The following is a 15,933-nucleotide window of genomic DNA, read 5'->3' as shown; positions in this document are numbered from 1 at the left end:
GTTCTAAGTCGTGTTTGGTAAGCGTAGCGGATTGGACAACGATACCAGGACCCTCAGGCCGGCCGCGCCAGCGCCCGAGCCGGCGCCGGCTGCACCACGCGCGGCGTCTCCGGCCGTGCCGTCGCCACCTCTGGCTCCGACCCGGCAGGCTCCGCCGCCGCCGCCACCGGTTGTCGAGGCCCGGCGTTCGGACAGTTACTATCAGGTCAAGGCGACGATCTTCGGAGCGCTGATCGAAGCGATCGATCTCGCTCAGCTGGCCAAGCTCGACGGCGAATCCGCGCGCGAGGAAATCCGCGACATCGTCAATGAGATCATCGCGATCAAGAATATCGTGATGTCGATCGCCGAGCAGGAGGAACTGCTCGACGATATCTGCAACGACGTGCTCGGCTATGGCCCGCTGGAGCCGCTGCTGTCGCGCGACGACATCGCCGACATCATGGTCAACGGCGCCGGTACGGTCTTTATCGAAGTCAACGGCAAGATCCAGCGCACGGGCATCCGGTTCCGCGACAACCAGCAGCTCCTGAACATCTGCCAGCGCATCGTCAGCCAGGTCGGCCGCCGCGTCGACGAATCCTCGCCGATCTGCGACGCGCGTCTCGCCGACGGCTCGCGCGTCAACGCCATCGTTCCGCCGCTTGCGATCGACGGCCCCGCGCTCACCATTCGTAAGTTCAAGAAGGACAAGCTGACGCTCGATCAGCTGGTCAAGTTCGGCGCAATCTCGCCGGAGGGCGCAGAAATCCTGCAGATCATCGGCCGCGTCCGCTGCAACGTGCTGATCTCCGGCGGTACCGGTTCGGGCAAGACCACGCTGTTGAACTGCCTGACCAACTATATCGATCACGACGAGCGCGTCATCACCTGCGAGGACGCCGCCGAGCTCCAGCTGCAGCAGCCGCACGTGGTGCGCCTCGAAACCCGGCCGCCCAACATCGAAGGCGAAGGCCAGGTCACGATGCGCGAGCTGGTGAGAAACTGCCTGCGTATGCGACCCGAACGCATCATCGTCGGCGAGGTCCGCGGCCCCGAGGCCTTCGACCTGCTGCAGGCCATGAACACCGGTCACGACGGATCGATGGGCACGCTGCACGCCAACAACCCGCGCGAAGCCTTGTCCCGCTGCGAATCCATGATCACGATGGGCGGCTTCTCGCTGCCGTCACGGACCATCCGTGAGATGATCTGCGCCTCGATCGACGTCATCGTCCAGGCGGCGCGCCTGCGCGACGGCTCCCGCCGCATCACGCACATCACCGAGGTGATGGGCATGGAAGGCGACACCATCATCACCCAGGACATCTTCCTCTACGACATGATCGGCGAGGACGCGAACGGCAAGATCATCGGGCGCCACCGCTCGACCGGAATCGGCCGGCCGCGGTTCTGGGAGCGTGCGCGCTACTACGGCGAAGAGAAGCGGCTTGCGGCTGCACTCGACGCCGCCGAAGTCGCGAGCAAGGACTGAGGAGAGACCCCATGAAGCTTCAGGCTCTCGCCCTTGCCTTCCTCGCCGCCACCGCGATCGGCGGCATCGCCTGGGTGTTCCTTTATCCCCTGCTGTCGGGTGAGCGGAAGGCCGAGCAGCGGCGCAGCACCGTCGCCAAGTCCGAGCCGGTGGTCCGCCAGGCCGAACGCAGTCAGCGCTCGCGCCGGGAGCAGGTCGAGTCGTCGCTGAAGGATCTCGAGGCGAAGGCCCAGAAGCAGAGCAAAGTCCCGCTGAATATGCGGATTTCGCAGGCTGGGCTCGACTGGACCGTGCAGAAGTTCTGGATCGTTTCCGGCGTCCTAGGCTTCGTCGTCTGCGCGGTCGCCTTCTTCGCCGGTGGCGGCCCGCTCGGCGCGCTCGGGCTCGGCTTCGCTGCAGGTCTCGGTTTGCCGCGCTGGATCCTCGGCTACCTCAAGAAGCGGCGCGAGAAGAAATTCCTGGCGGCGTTGCCGGACGCCGTCGACGTGATCGTGCGCGGCATCAAGGCGGGCCTGCCGCTGTTCGAATCGATCAAGGTCGTCGCCGCCGATGCGCCGGAGCCCTTGCGCAGCGAGTTCCTCGCGATCATCGAGACCCAGGCGATCGGCATGCCGCTCGGCGAGGCCTGTGCGCGGCTGTATGAGCGTATGCCGCTGCCGGAAGCCAACTTCTTCGGCATCGTCATCGCGATCCAGCAGAAGTCGGGCGGCAACCTCTCCGAGGCTCTCGGCAACCTCTCGAAGGTGCTGCGCGACCGCAAGAAGATGAGCGAGAAGATCCAGGCGATGTCGATGGAAGCCAAGGCCTCCGCGGGCATCATCGGATCGCTGCCGCCGATCGTGATGCTGCTGGTCTATCTGAGCACGCCCGACTACATCTCGCTGCTCTGGACCCATCCGACCGGCCAGCTGATGCTGGTCGGCTGCGTGATCTGGATGTCGATGGGCATCCTGGTCATGAAGAAGATGATCAATTTCGATTTCTGAGGTGGACCATGGTCGACTTTCTGGTCACCAAGCTGCACGACCCGCACTTCATGACGATGTTCTTCGCCGCCATCGCGGCGACGGCCACCGTCTATACGCTGATCATGCCGCTGTTCGCGGGCGAAAACCTGAACAAGCGCATGAAGGCGGTCGCCAGCGAACGCGAGCGGATCAAGCAGCGTGAGCGCGAGCGGTTGAACGCCGGCGAGAAGGTCTCGCTGCGGCAGACGCCGAAGCAGCTCATCTCTCGTGTCGTGGAGGATTTCAACCTCACCAAATGGCTCGCCCAGGAAGCGGCCCGCGAGAAGCTCATCATGGCGGGCTACCGCGGCCAGGCGCCCTACATCACTTTCCTGTTCGCGCGCATGGTGACGCCGCTGGTGCTGTTCGTCGGCTCCGTGCTGTACGTCTTCGTGATCGCGCATCTGCAGAAGTCGATGCCGGTCAAGATCGGCATCTGCGTCGGCATGGCCTATCTCGGCCTGCAGGCGCCGATGCTGTTCCTCAGCAATGCGATCTCCAAGCGCCAGTTGTCGATCAAGCGCGCCTTTCCCGACGCGCTCGACCTGCTGCTGATCTGCATCGAGTCCGGCATGTCGATCGAGGCCGCCTTCCGCCGGGTGGCGATCGAGATCTCGAGCCAGTCGATCGCGTTGTCTGAGGAGTTCACGCTGACCACCGCCGAGCTCTCCTACCTGCAGGACCGCAAGGTCGCCTATGAGAACCTCGCCCGCCGCACCGGCCTGGAGGGCGTGAAGTCGGTCTGCCTCGCGCTCCAGCAATCGGAGCGATACGGCACCCCGCTCGGTCAATCGCTGCGCGTGATGGCGCAGGAGAACCGCGACATGCGCATGAACGAGGCCGAGAAGAAGGCCGCGGCGCTGCCGCCGAAGCTGACGGTGCCGATGATCCTGTTCTTCCTGCCGGTGCTGTTCGTGGTCATTTTGGGACCGACCGGCATCAAGGTCGCGGCCATGCAGTAGACGTAGACCGCTCGCGAGAAATTTCGCTTGCGGTCGCGGCTCTACCCTGGAAGCTAGGCGGAGCATGATCGAGGTCTCCGCCTGATGTCCGACAAGCTCCGCCGCGCCGATGGCGCCCGCGTTCTGGCCGATCTGAACGCGCTGCGTGCCTTCGGCACCTACAAGACCGGCGTGCACCGGCCGACCTTCTCCGACGCCCACCGGCAGTCGCTGGCCTGGCTCGCCAAGCGCCTGCCCGACGCGCAGCTGACGCCTGATATCGACGGCATCGGCAATGTGCTCGGCACCAGCGCCAAGCCGGGACGCAAGCTGCTGGCCGGATCGCATCTGGAGAGCCAGAACCAGGCCGGCTGGCTCGACGGCCCGCTCGGCGTCATCTACGCGCTGGAGGCGGCGCGCGTGCTCAATCCAGACCCGTCCATCAACGGTGCGGTGGAGGTCGCCTCCTGGTGCGACGAGGAGGGCCACTTCGGCAGCATGCTCGGCAGCCGGTCCTATGTCGGCGACGTCAGCGAGGCCGAAATCGATGCTGCCCGCGACCGCAGCAGCCCGCGCACGATGCGCGAGGCGCTTGCCGAGATGGGCCTCGCCGGACGGCCGCGCCTGCAGGCCGAGCGCGGCCGGCATATCGGCTATCTCGAAGCCCATATCGAGCAGGGCGACACGCTCGAGGCGAGCGGGCTCAAGATCGGTGTCGTCACCTCGATCGTCGGCATCTGGCAATACCGCATCACCTTCACCGGCGAGCAGAACCATGCCGGCACGACGCGGATGGCGGTGCGCAAGGATGCCGGGCTCGCGCTCGCCAAGTTCTGTGTGGCGATCGATGCGCGCTTTCCGGCCGCCTGCGGCCCGCGCACGGTGTGGACCACGGGACGCATCACGCTCGATCCGGGCGCACCGAGCATCATCCCCGGCCAGGCCGAGATGCTGTTCCAGATCCGCGACGACAATGCCGCCGTGGTCGACCGGCTCGAGGAGCTGCTGCGTGAGATGGCTGCGCAGGCGTCAGACGCAGGTCCCTGCCATGTCGCCGTCGAGCGCATCCGCACCGGCGCGCCGGCCATGATGGACGGCACGTCCCAGGATGCGATCGAGGCCGCCAGCCGCGATCTCGCCGGCGGCAAGTCGCTGCGGATGCCGAGCGGCGCCGGGCACGACGCGCAGGTGCTGGCCACCATCATGCCGGCCGGCATGCTGTTCGTGCCGTCGATCGGCGGCATCAGCCATCACTGGACCGAGAACACGGCCAACGCCGACATCGTCACCGGCGCCGACGTGTTCGTCGACACATGCCGCCGCCTGCTCACAGGCGCGACACGATAGGGCACGCCGTCAGTCCGGCGGGTTGAGCGCGGCCATCGGCGCCGCGTTGCGCGCCTTGCCCTTGCCCTGGCTCTGCCCCTGAATCATCTGCTTGAGATAGGCGACGTTGGCGGCGGCCTCGTCCGGCGGCAGGTCGGCTCGTGCGATCTGCTCGGCCTCCGCGAAGCGTCCCTGCAGGCCGACGACGAGCGCGAGGTTCTGGCGCACCCGCGCGTCCGCCCGCTGCGAGCCGTAGGCCTGGCGCAGCACCTCCTCGGCCTTCGGGAGCTCTCGCGTCAGCATGTAGGACAGGCCGAGATTGGAGAGCACCGAGGGCTCGCCCGGCACGATCTTCAGCGCGCTGTCGTAATAGCGCCGCGCCTCGTCGTGGCGGCCCATCTGGTCCAAGACGGTGCCCTGCACCGACAGCAGCTTCCAATCGGGATTGTCGGGCGAGTGCGCGCGCGACAGCACGTCGAACGCCAGCTTGAAATTGCCGTTGTCGGCGAGCGCCCGTCCGTAGGCCGCGAGCACGGTCTTGTTGCCGGCGTTGGCGAGCGTGGCCTGCTCGAGCACGGCGACCGCCTGCTCGCGCTGGCCGTTGTTGCGCAGCGCCTGGCCATAGGCGAGCGCGATGGCGGCATCCTTCGGGTTGGCGCGGTAGCGCTCGCCATAGACCTCGACCGCGCGCTGCGGGGTCGCGGGCGGCGGCGGCTCGGCCCGGCTGCGCAGCGAGCCCGTGACGTCGGACATGGTCTGGCAGCCGCCGAGGCCCGCAGCGACAAGCGCGGCGATGGCAACGGACGCGAGGAGCCGGGGAATGGGAGGCGCTTGACGCATGTCACTTGGACTCGAACGGGCGAATTGAACGCACCAGCAATAAACTGTTAACGCTAACAGCCGGTTAATGGCGTGTTCCAGGCGCAGCCGTCACATTTGCGTCGGCTTGCAGGCGATGCGGCCGGCGCGATTGCAGCGGCCTTCAAACTCTGCGAAGTCTGGCTGCCGCGCGCCAGTTAGGGAACCATTAGGCATGCCGTCGATGTTCGAGACCGCCTCCACAACGTCCGCCATCCCGATCACCTTCGTAACGAAGGCGAGCTGGCCGGGGATCAAGGAGAGCCTGTCGGCTGAAGCGCGCAACTTCGCCGAGGCCAACGTCTACACCGCCAAGCCCGGCAGCTATCTGGCGCTGCCCGCCGCCGACGGCCGCATCGCGCAGGTCCTGTTCGGCATCGAGGACGACGACGCCGGGCACCGCGATCTGTTCAGGCCGGGCGCCCTGCCCGGCCTGCTGCCCGCCGGCACCTACCGCTTCGCCAATGCGCCGCATGATGCACGGCTCGCCGCGCTCGCCTTCGCGCTCGGCAGCTACCGCTTCGGCCGCTACCGCAAGACCGAGACGCCGGAGGTTCGCCTCGTTCCGCCGGATGGCGTCGACGCCGCCGAGCTGAACCGACTTGCCGACGCGGCGACATTGGCGCGCGACCTGGTCAACACGCCGTCCAACGACATGGGGCCCGAGGAGCTCGAGGCCGCTGCAAAGCAGCTCGCCGACCGCTTCGGCGCCCGCTTCAGCAGCGTCGTCGGCGACGATCTGCTGCGCCAGAACCATCCGCTGATCCATGCCGTCGGCCGCGCCTCGACCCGCGCGCCGCGCCTGATCGAGCTCGTCTGGGGCGATCCATCGCATCCCAAGGTGACCCTGGTCGGCAAGGGCGTCTGCTTCGACACCGGCGGGCTCGACCTGAAGCCGTCGAGCAGCATGCTCCTGATGAAGAAGGACATGGGCGGCGCCGCCAACGTGCTGGCGCTGGCGCAGATGGTGATGGATGCCAAGCTCAAGCTGCATCTGCGCGTGCTGATTCCAGCGGTCGAGAACGCGGTCGCCGGCAACGCCTTCCGTCCGCTCGACGTGTTTCCCTCGCGCAAGGGCATCACGGTCGAGATCGGCAACACCGATGCCGAGGGCCGGCTGGTCCTGGCTGACGCGCTGGCGCTGGCCGACGAGGACAAGCCCGACCTGCTGATCGACATGGGCACGCTGACCGGCGCGGCGCGCGTCGCGCTCGGTCCCGATTTGCCGCCATTCTACACCCAGGACGAGGCGCTCGCAGCCGATGTCGCGCGCTGCGCTGCCGCCGAGAACGATCCGCTGTGGCGCATGCCGCTGTGGGCGCCCTACGACTCGTGGCTCGACTCCAAGGTCGCGACCATCAACAACGCGCCCTCGGGCGGCTTCGCCGGCTCGATCACCTGCGCGCTGTTCCTGCAGCGTTTCGTCGAGCACGCGAGGAGCTGGCTGCATCTCGACATCTTCGCCTGGACGCCGTCGGCCAAGCCGGGCCGGCCCGAAGGCGGCGAGTGCCAGGCCGCACGCGCGCTCTACAAGCTTCTGAGCGAACGCTATGGCTGATCCGCGCCTCACGCCCGCGCGCGGCGACATCGCGGCCAAGCATCTCGAAGGCCAAGTGACGGCCGCGCGCTTCGTCGAGGGCGAGATGCTGGTGGTCGCCGATTCCATCGCCCCGCTGCGCCAGCAGCCGTTCTCCGGCGCCGAGCTGGCGACGCAGGCGCTGAGGGGCGAGCGCGTCACGATCTATGATCGCAACGGCGAGGGCTGGGCCTGGGGCCAGCTCGCGGCCGACGGCTATGTCGGCTGGCTGCCGGAGGCCGCGCTGGCGGCGCCCGCTGCGGCGCCGACGCACAAGATCAGCGCCGTGCGCAGCTTCGCGTTCCCCGGACCGTCGATCAAACTGCCGCCGGTCGCGACGCTGGTGATGGGCTCGACCATCGCGGTCGCGCGCGAGGACGCGAGCTTCGCCGTGACGGCCGATGGCTGGTTCGTGCCGAAGCCGCACGTGGCGCTGCTCGGTGCCATCGAGCCCGATTATGTCGCGGTCGCCGAACGCTTCGTCGGCACGCCCTATCTGTGGGGCGGCAAGAGCAGCCTCGGCATCGACTGCTCCGGCCTGGTGCAGGTGTCGTTGAATGCTGCGGGTGTGCCGTGCCCGCGCGACAGCGACATGCAGCTCGCCGCGCTGGGGCGCTTGCTCGACGGGGGAGAGCCGCTTCGCCGCGGCGATCTGATGTTCTGGAGGGGCCACGTCGCCATCGTGCGCGATGCTGACACGATCGTCCACGCCAACGCGTTTCATATGGCCACGCAGATCGAGCCGATCGGCGAAGCGATTGCCCGTATCAAGGCGAGCGGGAGCGATGTGCTCGCGATCAAGCGGCTGGATTGACTCGCCTCATCGCGCTGGCGCGTCCTCCCGATGAGGTTTTGAGACGCAGGCTCCCTCCTCCGTCATTGCGAGCGTAAGCGAAGCAATCCAGAGTCCCGCCCACGACTCTGGATTGCTTCGCTGCGCTCGCAATGACGCGGAGAGAGCGGCGCAAGAGTCCGATATACCTATCAAACAGCAACAGGCCGCGCCAAACAGCAGGGCAAGCATCCGCATTCTCGCGGCCGCATCGGCCCGAGCTTTGCGCAATCACCCGCCCTCGAAAACATGAGAGGGCGCAGGGAAGGCCGGGTGCCGACCGCACCCGTGGTTGCGTGCAACAAGCACGCGGTAGTCACCACAGGTACGGGCCGAACATCCGGCCTTCCCTGCGCGATGTTTTGCGACTTACTTCGTGATCTCCCCAGGGACCGGCTTTCTTGCCCCTGTCGGCCGCAGGCCTCATCGGCTCCCGCGACCTTGACGCCAGCATCGGGGCGCCAGGACCACACGACTTCGCCGTCCGCATGACACCGTTCGTCGGTGCGCGAATGCACACTGCAACATCATCGCGGCCATCGCATCCCGCACCCGACGTCCGTGACGACGCGTACGTCCCTCTCGTGGGGCAGGACGGGGCAGAGTATGCACGATTTCCGGAAAAAAGAAATATGAATATTTTTCGCGAGAGGACTGGACAGGCGTTCGCGGACCGCGCCCGTCGGCCAAATCACCCGCAATCGCGTGGATTCTCGCCGCAGCCCAAGAGATCTGAGATTCTGACTGCCGGCGCTTTTGGTAATTCGCCCGATCTCGAGAGTATAGCGACAGATTCGTGCCCGGCAGACGATTGCCGCTTTTGTGAAGGGTTCGGATGCCGGCCGCATGATTGACGGCGCGGCATATTCGGGCGGCCGGCGTCCGAAAGCCTCCAAGGGAGGAAACCGCGCATGGGTGGGCAGGACTGGTGCGGAGGCGCATTCAACCTTGGCCGGTCGATGAGCGGCGGGCACGACGAACAGCTTTGCAGAATGGCGGTTGTGCGGTCATGAGGTGTCGATCCTGATGGCGCTGGTTGGCGCAGTCGGTTGATGGCGCGGCTGCCGTGGCCTCTGTTGATCTAGCGCAAGGCTGGAATTGAGAAGAACGGCCACATTGAGAAGAACGGCCACGTTGATGCGACAGAGGGGCGGATCATGGGGCGCGCAGGACGCTGGCGGGTTCAAGGAGCGGCCATCGTCGCCGCGATGATTCTGCTGGCGTCGCCGGCGCGGGCGGGCTGCAGTCCAGAAGACATCGCGGATGCCTTTATCGGGACGCTGTCCGCCGCATATGTGTGCAAGTCGGTCTATGAGAATGACGCAAGCCGCTACGCAGCGATTGCACTGACCGCAGCACTCAGCGGCGTCGCCTTGTCAGGGTCGGACACGGGGAAAGGGCAAGCCCTGGTCAATCAATTCTGCGCAGAGGCGCAGGGCAACGCCGACCAAGTCGTCAGCAAGCTGAACACGATCTTTGGCAACGCGATCGCAGAAAATGTTCTCGGCGATCTTTCCAAGGAGCTCGCAGCCGTTGGCGCGGCCGCAGACGTCGTGAAATGCGCCTGCAAGAGCGAGCAGAGCACCGTTGGATTGGGTTCCGAAGTCGGCTCATGTCTTCAGGAGGCGCTGTGCTGGGGGCAGGAAAAGCTTGGCATGCAGTCCTGCGGCGATTGCGAGGTCCTTCCGCCTGTTCAAGCCACATGCGCCGCGATCAACGCGACGTGCGAAAAAGTACATTACATGGAGTGGTGGAGGTACCCGGAATGTCAAGGCATCGGCGGTCCCGGCTCGATCTTCAGCCCTTCCAGCAAAGGCGTCTATCAGGATCAATACGATCGATATGGCGTGGGCATGGTGGAAACCGGCGACGGGACGCTGGTGGTCACGGATCCCGGCGCCTATGCCTGCCACACAGGGAGCAGTTACTGCACCTGTCCGAAACCGATGGTGCCGCACTGGCAACAGGTCCCCAACCCCGGATCCGGCGATAGCAAGTACGTGTTCTCGTGCGATTGCCCGAAGGACACCCATCCCGGCGCGTTGAAGTCGGACGGGCTCTCCGAGTGCCTGTGCGACGACACCAACCAGGTGGCGGTTTTCGGCTTTGCGCCCTACGGCATGTGTCCGCCCGCGGCCTGCCCGGCCGGACAGACAAGACTCGGCGGCGACAAGAACAGTCCCTGTGTCACGCCCTGCTCCGACAAGAGCCAGGGAATGGCCTTTGACGGGAGCTGCTGCAATCCCGCGCAGATGACCAATTGTGGAGAATGTTGCCCGCCGGACACCGTGCCCAACGTCAAGACCGGCTCCTGCGAGCCGCGGCCCAAGCAGCCGAAATGAGGCGGACCGACATGATCGAGCTTGGCCGACAGACGTCCTTGACAGCCGCCGTCCGTGCGATGCGGCGCCTCGCCTGGCTGCTGATCCTGCCTCTCGCACTCGGGGGGCCCGCGTCGGCGCAAACGCCGCCCGGCGTTTACACCCCCGGCGATGCTGCAGTCACCGGATTCTCCGGGGCTATTCGCCCGTTCGAGATCGAGCCCGGTCAGGATCCCGACGTTCGGACCATCATCGATCCTGGAGGGCCGTCGCTGCGCATCGTCGATCTAAGACGCATGGGCGGTCCGCCCCAGGCGCAATTGGTCGGTGCGCCGAAGCCGTTCACCGTCAGCGCGAAGTCGATCGGGCAGGTGTTTGGCGTCGCTCTGGACGACAGTTCCCCCGCCAACATTTACGTCGCGGCGACATCCGCCTATGGTCTCTCGATCGTCGCGCCGGGACCTGAAGGTCGACCGCAACATGTCAGGCTCGGGACTAGCGGCGCGACCTTCATGCCGGCACAATGGGGTCCGGGCGGCGGCCCGGGATCGATCTGGAAGATCAATGGCGCCACCGGCGCGGTGACGCTGTTCGCGAATGTCACCACGGGCGACAAGGCCAATTCGGGCGCGGCGCTCGGGGGATTGGCCTATGATCCGGCGACCAAGTCTCTGTTCGTCGCCGACCGTGAGACCGGGCTGATCCATCGCTTCGGCCAGAACGGCGTCGACCTCGGTGTCTATGATCACGGCGTCGCCGGCAACGCAGCCGCGGGACTTCCGACGACGCCGGCGCCGGCCGGGCCAGGCGTCGATATTACGAATCCTCAATTCGACAGCGCGCAGCCCGAGACCTGGGGCTACGCGGCACCGGATCGGCGAGTGTTCGGCCTCGCCATTCGCGACCGCCGGCTCTACTACGCGGTCGCCGAGGGCTTGCGGGTGTGGTCGGTCGGGCTCAACGCGAACGGCTCGTTCGGTGCGGACGCCAGAATCGAAGTCGTCGCGCCGTCCGCCGCCGGTCCCACCGAGATCTCCAGGATTACGTTCGACGATGAGGGACGGATGTTTTTGGCCGAGCGGCCGGCGCCGACCGGGGCGCAGGATTTCGAGGCCTTGTCCGCGCCGTCGATCGGCCGCGTGCTGCGCTATACGCTGATCGGTGTCACTGAGATCAAGCAGCCGATCTGGCAGCCCTTGCCGGACGAATATGCGGTGGGATTCCCCGAACGTTTCCGCAATGGCAATGGCGGCGTCGCGATCGGCTACAGCTACGACATGGGCGGTACCATGAATCCGGCCTCCTGCGGCGGCTTCGTCTGGACCACCGGCGAACAATTGCGCCACGCCACCGATCCCAAGCTCGTGGCTCAACTCGGCCAGAACGACGCGCTTGCGATCGACGGACTGCAGGGGAATCCGATCTGGCGCATCCGCCGCGGCGATGAGCCACCGCTGCTCAGTTACTTCATCGACTATGCCGACGCGCCGCCCGATCTATCAGCTCGCGGGCACATGGGAGATATCGCCATCTTGCGCGCGTGTACAAGGGAAGCCGCACAGATACGGCTTGCGCCGCGTCCAGCCGGCGCGCCGCCTCCCGCCGGCATGCCGAAGCCGCCGGGTCTGCAGACCTGCAAGACCCATGTCTGCGGTTCGGACGGATCGGTTTGTCCGCCCAATCAGATCTGGATCATCAAGACCAAGAGCTGCGCGTCGAGCTGCGCCCCGCCCAATGTTCTGGTCAATGGCCAATGCTGCTCGCCCAAAGACCTGCAGCCGAGGGGCATCTGTTCGAACAACAATCCGTCGACTGATATCGCCAAGCCGATGTGCGGCGTCAACCAGACGGCGATCGGCCCGAACAATGAATGCTGCGAGAACAGCCAGATCTATTCCGGCCCGATTGGCCAACAACTTTGCTGCGGGACGACCGTGGTGAACGGCGTGTGCGATCCGTTGAAGCCGAAAATTCCGGACTGGAAATGCCCCAGCTGCTGTGCGCCCGGCTATGTGAAGATCGCCGGCAAGTGCTGTCTCAAGAGCCAGGCGACGTCGAAGGGACAGTGCTGCCCGGCCGGCCAGATTGCGAGCCCCGACGGCACGCTATGCATACCGCTGCACTGGCTGCCGAGACTTTCACAGTGTTGCGCCTCGGGCTTCTTGCCGACTGCGAATGGCAAATGCTGCGCGCCCGCGAATCTGACGACGAGCGGCGAGTGCTGCGCGGCCCCGGTCGACCCAAAGGATCGAAGCCAGTGCTCCAAGAAGATTGAGAAGAAGTCCACCACGGTCGTCCCCGTGATTCCGAAGCTGCCGACGACGTGCCAACCTGGTGAGCGGCGCAATGCCAACGGCGTGTGCGTGGCACGCAAGCCGGGGGTGACGCGGGACCGGCGGGCGCCGGATGTCGGTCGCCCGATCGTCTGCCCCCCCGGTTGGGTTCCAGGGCCGCTTGGCGCGCGCTGCCGGCCGGCCGGCCGATTTGCGCCGCGCATGCCGGGGTTCAGACCGGTCCCCCCGCCCGGCATGATGATGCCGCGACGATGAAGGAAGCAGCGATGCACGAGGACACGAATTCGCAAATCATTACTGCACGCCAACTGCGGAAGTCGGCAGCCATATGGAGGATGACCGATGACCAATTTGATCCGTAGCGTTGCCACGGCGGCTGCCGTCTTCACGCTGTCTTTGCTTTGCGTGCAGCCCGGCCGAGCGGAGAGTTCGCGCAGCGACATCGAGGCGATCGTCAAGGACTATATAGCGACCCATCCCGAAGAAATCGAGCAGGTCGTGAAGGACTACCTCGCCAAGCACCCCGAGGCCGTGCAACAGGCCATCTCCGACCTGATCAAGAAGCGGCAAGCCGCGACGCCGGCGGCAGCGCCCGGTTCCGACAAGACTGCACTGGTGAAGCAAAATGCGCCGGCCTTGTTCGCGTCAGCGCACCAGGTCACGCTCGGCAACCCGCTGGGTGATGTCACCCTGGTCGAGTTCTTCGATTACAGCTGCGGCTACTGCAAGCGTGCGCTCGGCGAGATACTCGAATTGTTGAAGAGCGACCCCAAGCTCAAGATCGTGCTCAAGGAATTTCCGATCCTCGGCCCCGGTTCGCTGGAGGCGGCGCGCGTCGCGGTAGCGGTACGCATGCAAGACCCGACGGGCGCGAAATACCTCGACTTTCATCAGCGGCTTCTCCAAAGCAGCGGACCCGCCGACAAGGCGCGCGCGTTGGCCATCGCGCAGACGATCGGTCTCGACGTTGCTCAGCTTGAAAAGGACATGGACAGCGTGGAGGTGCGCCAAAGCCTCGATGAGAGCGGCAATCTTGCGCAGAAATTGGGATTGAACGGGACGCCGAGCTATGTCATCGGCGGGAATGTCATCGTCGGCGCGGTCGGACTTGCCACGCTGAAGGCCAGAATTCAGCAGGCTCGCCAGTAGTACGCTCCGATAGCGAAGATATGCATCGACGCCCGAGGTCTCGATTTGTGCAGCGCGCAATTCCGCTGCTGTGAAGGGTTTCGGATGCCGGCAGCATGATTGACGGCGCGGCATATTCGGGCGGCCGGCGTCCGAAAGCCTCCAAAGGAGGAAACCGCGCATGGTGGGCAGGACTGGTGCGGCAGGCTCTATGGGGATTTGAGCGCTGCAGGCGAACTGGCTGATTGAGCTCGAAATGGTGCAGCGAGCTTCGCGACGATGGCGCGGCGGGTGAATGAGCGGTGGATGGCATGGCAAGCGATCAATTGTCGGCGGATTGACGACGACAGATGGACGTTTGGGCATTCCACCGGGCCGGTCGATGAGCGGCGGGCACGACGAGCAGCTTTGCAGAATGGCGGCTGTGCGGTCATGAGGATGCTCCCGTCTTGGGTGAAGGTTGCGAACCCCTCATCTCAAGACAGGACGCCTCGTTGCGCTATCCTCTCAGCCCTGCTGCCGGCTGTTGTGCCTTATCGCGCGAGCGGTTTAGTCCTTTGACCCGAAACGTAAGTCCCGGAACGGAGGGGTTATTTCCGAAGCTGGGGGTACACCGGCTGTGCCATCCGTCTTCCGGCCACGGCGGCCCTTGACGCAAAGGCGCTTCCCATGCGGCCAATCGCTATGTTAACAACACTCGATGACGCGCGTAATGGTGATCGGCAACGCCGGTGGCGGCAAATCCACGATGTGCAAGGCATTATGTCGTGCGTACTCGTTGCCTTACTTCGCCATCGATAACATTTTGTGGCGTCCGAACTGGGTGCGGGTTCCTGACGAGGAACTACGCGAGAGCCACGATGCCCTGCTGTCGCAGGAGCGCTGGTTGCTTGATGGATACGGGCCTTGGTTCTCTGTCCTCGACCGGATTGCCGCGTGCGATACTGTTGTTTTGGTTGACCATCCGTTTTGGATTCATCTCTGGTGGGCGACCAAGCGCCAGGTGAAGTCGGTGTTCTTTGGGCGACCTGATGGCCCTCCGGGTTGTCCGATGCTGCCGGTCACGTTCCGCCTCTACAAGATGATGTGGGGGCTTCACCGTGAGATGAGGCCCCGGCTCATAGAGGCGATCTACGCACAATCTGATCGGCTGCGGATCATCCACATCAGATCACCAAAAGAGCTGGTAGCATTCGCAGCCAATCCGACGTAACCGCCGAGTCCCGCGAGGCGGCGATCTCGTTTGCTCGCGTGAGACTTTCGCGATTGGCCCGAAACGTAAGTGCCGGGCCGTAGGGGGGATTTCCGGAGCTGGGGTCAGATCGGCTGTGCCATCGGCCTGCCGGCTACGGCCGCCCTCGACCCGGAGCGGTCATTTGGGTCGCACTAATGTCACTTAGGGATGACTTTGATTGGGATCGGATCAACGTTGTTCCGAGGCATGATTGATTGGGAAGAACGATTTTGGGGAGAGAGGTTATTCTGATTGGCCCAATGGGAGCCGGCAAAAGTACGCAGGGGAAACTGCTTGCTGCAGCGCTCGGTCTGCCACGATGCTCGATGGACGAGGTCCGATGGGACTACTATCGCGAGATTGGATTCGATGATGAAAGACAGCGGGAGATCGGAGAAAAGGAAGGCTTTGGGGGGATCTATCGCTACTGGAAGCCTTTCGAGGCTTACGCCGTGGAACGATTGCTGGCTGATCATCATGACTGCATCATTGATTTCGGCGCGGGGCATTCTGTATTTGAAGATGCCGAGCTGTTTGAGCGCGTCCAGAAGGCACTAGCCCCATATCCGAACGTTGTTCTATTGCTGCCATCGCCCGATCTGGAGGAATCCGTCAGGGTACTGCACATCCGGAATGGCGGCGGCCCTCCACCCGGAGAGTTCGACCTCAATTCCCATTTCATCCGGCAGCACTCAAATTACGATCTTGCAAAAATCGTGGTCTACACAGAGGGCAAGACGCCGGAAGAGACGCGCGACAACATTCTCGCCGCAATAGCGCAGAGGACGTAGGAGAGTCTCGGGAACAAAGCAACATCGAGGGCCCGCTGTACGCTGCACTTCCGCAAATGGCCCTATTCGGACCTGCCCATCGGGTCGCCGTAAGTCCGGTTACGCGGCCCGACCGGACGTGACCGCCGGGGAGCCCAATGGATTACGCTTC

12 protein-coding genes are annotated in these 15,933 nt (G+C 64.9%); 11 read left to right on the top strand and 1 reads right to left on the bottom strand.

The features are described 5' to 3' along the window. The first annotated feature begins 10 nt into the window (after positions 1 to 10). The 4 genes from QX135_RS28180 (at position 11) to QX135_RS28165 (ending at position 4,769) form a co-directional block, all read left to right on the top strand. Entirely contained in the window at positions 11 to 1,474 is a 1,464-nt protein-coding gene (locus QX135_RS28180) for a CpaF family protein (RefSeq protein ID WP_315734626.1), read from the top strand. Positions 1,475 to 1,485: 11 nt separating this feature from the next. After that, positions 1,486 to 2,460: a type II secretion system F family protein gene (locus QX135_RS28175; RefSeq protein ID WP_315734628.1), complete on the top strand. Its 975-nt coding sequence runs from the start codon at positions 1,486 to 1,488 to the stop codon at positions 2,458 to 2,460. Positions 2,461 to 2,468: 8 nt separating this feature from the next. Continuing rightward, the gene (locus QX135_RS28170) at positions 2,469 to 3,443 is read left to right on the top strand and encodes a type II secretion system F family protein (protein WP_315775479.1); all 975 of its coding nucleotides are present in this window, start codon (positions 2,469 to 2,471) and stop codon (positions 3,441 to 3,443) included. Between the two features lie 84 nt (positions 3,444 to 3,527). Beyond that, positions 3,528 to 4,769 (top strand): Zn-dependent hydrolase, encoded by a 1,242-nt coding sequence (locus tag QX135_RS28165; protein WP_316234389.1) that lies wholly within the window; start codon positions 3,528 to 3,530, stop codon positions 4,767 to 4,769. 9 nt (positions 4,770 to 4,778) lie between these two features. Here the strand turns inward: QX135_RS28165 and QX135_RS28160 are convergent, their stop codons facing one another. Next, complete coding sequence (locus QX135_RS28160) at positions 4,779 to 5,588, bottom strand: tetratricopeptide repeat protein (RefSeq protein ID WP_315783693.1); 810 nt, start codon at positions 5,586 to 5,588, stop codon at positions 4,779 to 4,781. Positions 5,589 to 5,781: 193 nt separating this feature from the next. On the opposite strand from QX135_RS28160, the gene QX135_RS28155 reads away from it, so the two are divergent. The 7 genes from QX135_RS28155 to QX135_RS28125 all read left to right on the top strand — a co-directional run bounded on the left by QX135_RS28155 (position 5,782) and on the right by QX135_RS28125 (position 15,782). Beyond that, entirely contained in the window at positions 5,782 to 7,164 is a 1,383-nt protein-coding gene (locus tag QX135_RS28155; RefSeq protein ID WP_315775482.1) for a leucyl aminopeptidase family protein, read from the top strand. Further along, a complete protein-coding gene (locus QX135_RS28150) occupies positions 7,157 to 7,996 on the top strand; it encodes an NlpC/P60 family protein (protein ID WP_316234388.1) in 840 nt (279 codons plus the stop codon). The genes QX135_RS28155 and QX135_RS28150 overlap by 8 nt, the downstream gene beginning before the upstream one ends. Positions 7,997 to 9,171: 1,175 nt before the next feature. Next, positions 9,172 to 10,356 carry a hypothetical protein gene (locus QX135_RS28145; RefSeq protein ID WP_315734640.1) on the top strand — a complete coding sequence of 395 codons (1,185 nt, stop codon included), beginning with the start codon at positions 9,172 to 9,174 and terminating at the stop codon, positions 10,354 to 10,356. After that, the gene (locus QX135_RS28140) at positions 10,353 to 12,884 is read left to right on the top strand and encodes a hypothetical protein (protein WP_316234387.1); all 2,532 of its coding nucleotides are present in this window, start codon (positions 10,353 to 10,355) and stop codon (positions 12,882 to 12,884) included. The genes QX135_RS28145 and QX135_RS28140 overlap by 4 nt, the downstream gene beginning before the upstream one ends. An 87-nt stretch (positions 12,885 to 12,971) precedes the next feature. After that, positions 12,972 to 13,778 (top strand): DsbA family protein, encoded by an 807-nt coding sequence (locus QX135_RS28135; RefSeq protein ID WP_316181663.1) that lies wholly within the window; start codon positions 12,972 to 12,974, stop codon positions 13,776 to 13,778. Positions 13,779 to 14,469: 691 nt separating this feature from the next. Next, the gene (locus tag QX135_RS28130; protein WP_316181666.1) at positions 14,470 to 14,970 is read left to right on the top strand and encodes a flagellar protein FlaR; all 501 of its coding nucleotides are present in this window, start codon (positions 14,470 to 14,472) and stop codon (positions 14,968 to 14,970) included. Between the two features lie 281 nt (positions 14,971 to 15,251). Beyond that, positions 15,252 to 15,782 (top strand): shikimate kinase, encoded by a 531-nt coding sequence (locus QX135_RS28125; RefSeq protein ID WP_316181668.1) that lies wholly within the window; start codon positions 15,252 to 15,254, stop codon positions 15,780 to 15,782. Positions 15,783 to 15,933 lie beyond the last annotated feature (151 nt).

Origin of the sequence: Bradyrhizobium sp. SZCCHNR1098, from assembly GCF_032489375.1 — a bacterium.
Taxonomy (GTDB): Bacteria; Pseudomonadota; Alphaproteobacteria; order Rhizobiales; family Xanthobacteraceae; genus Bradyrhizobium.
This window is presented reverse-complemented; position numbering and strand designations above follow the sequence as displayed.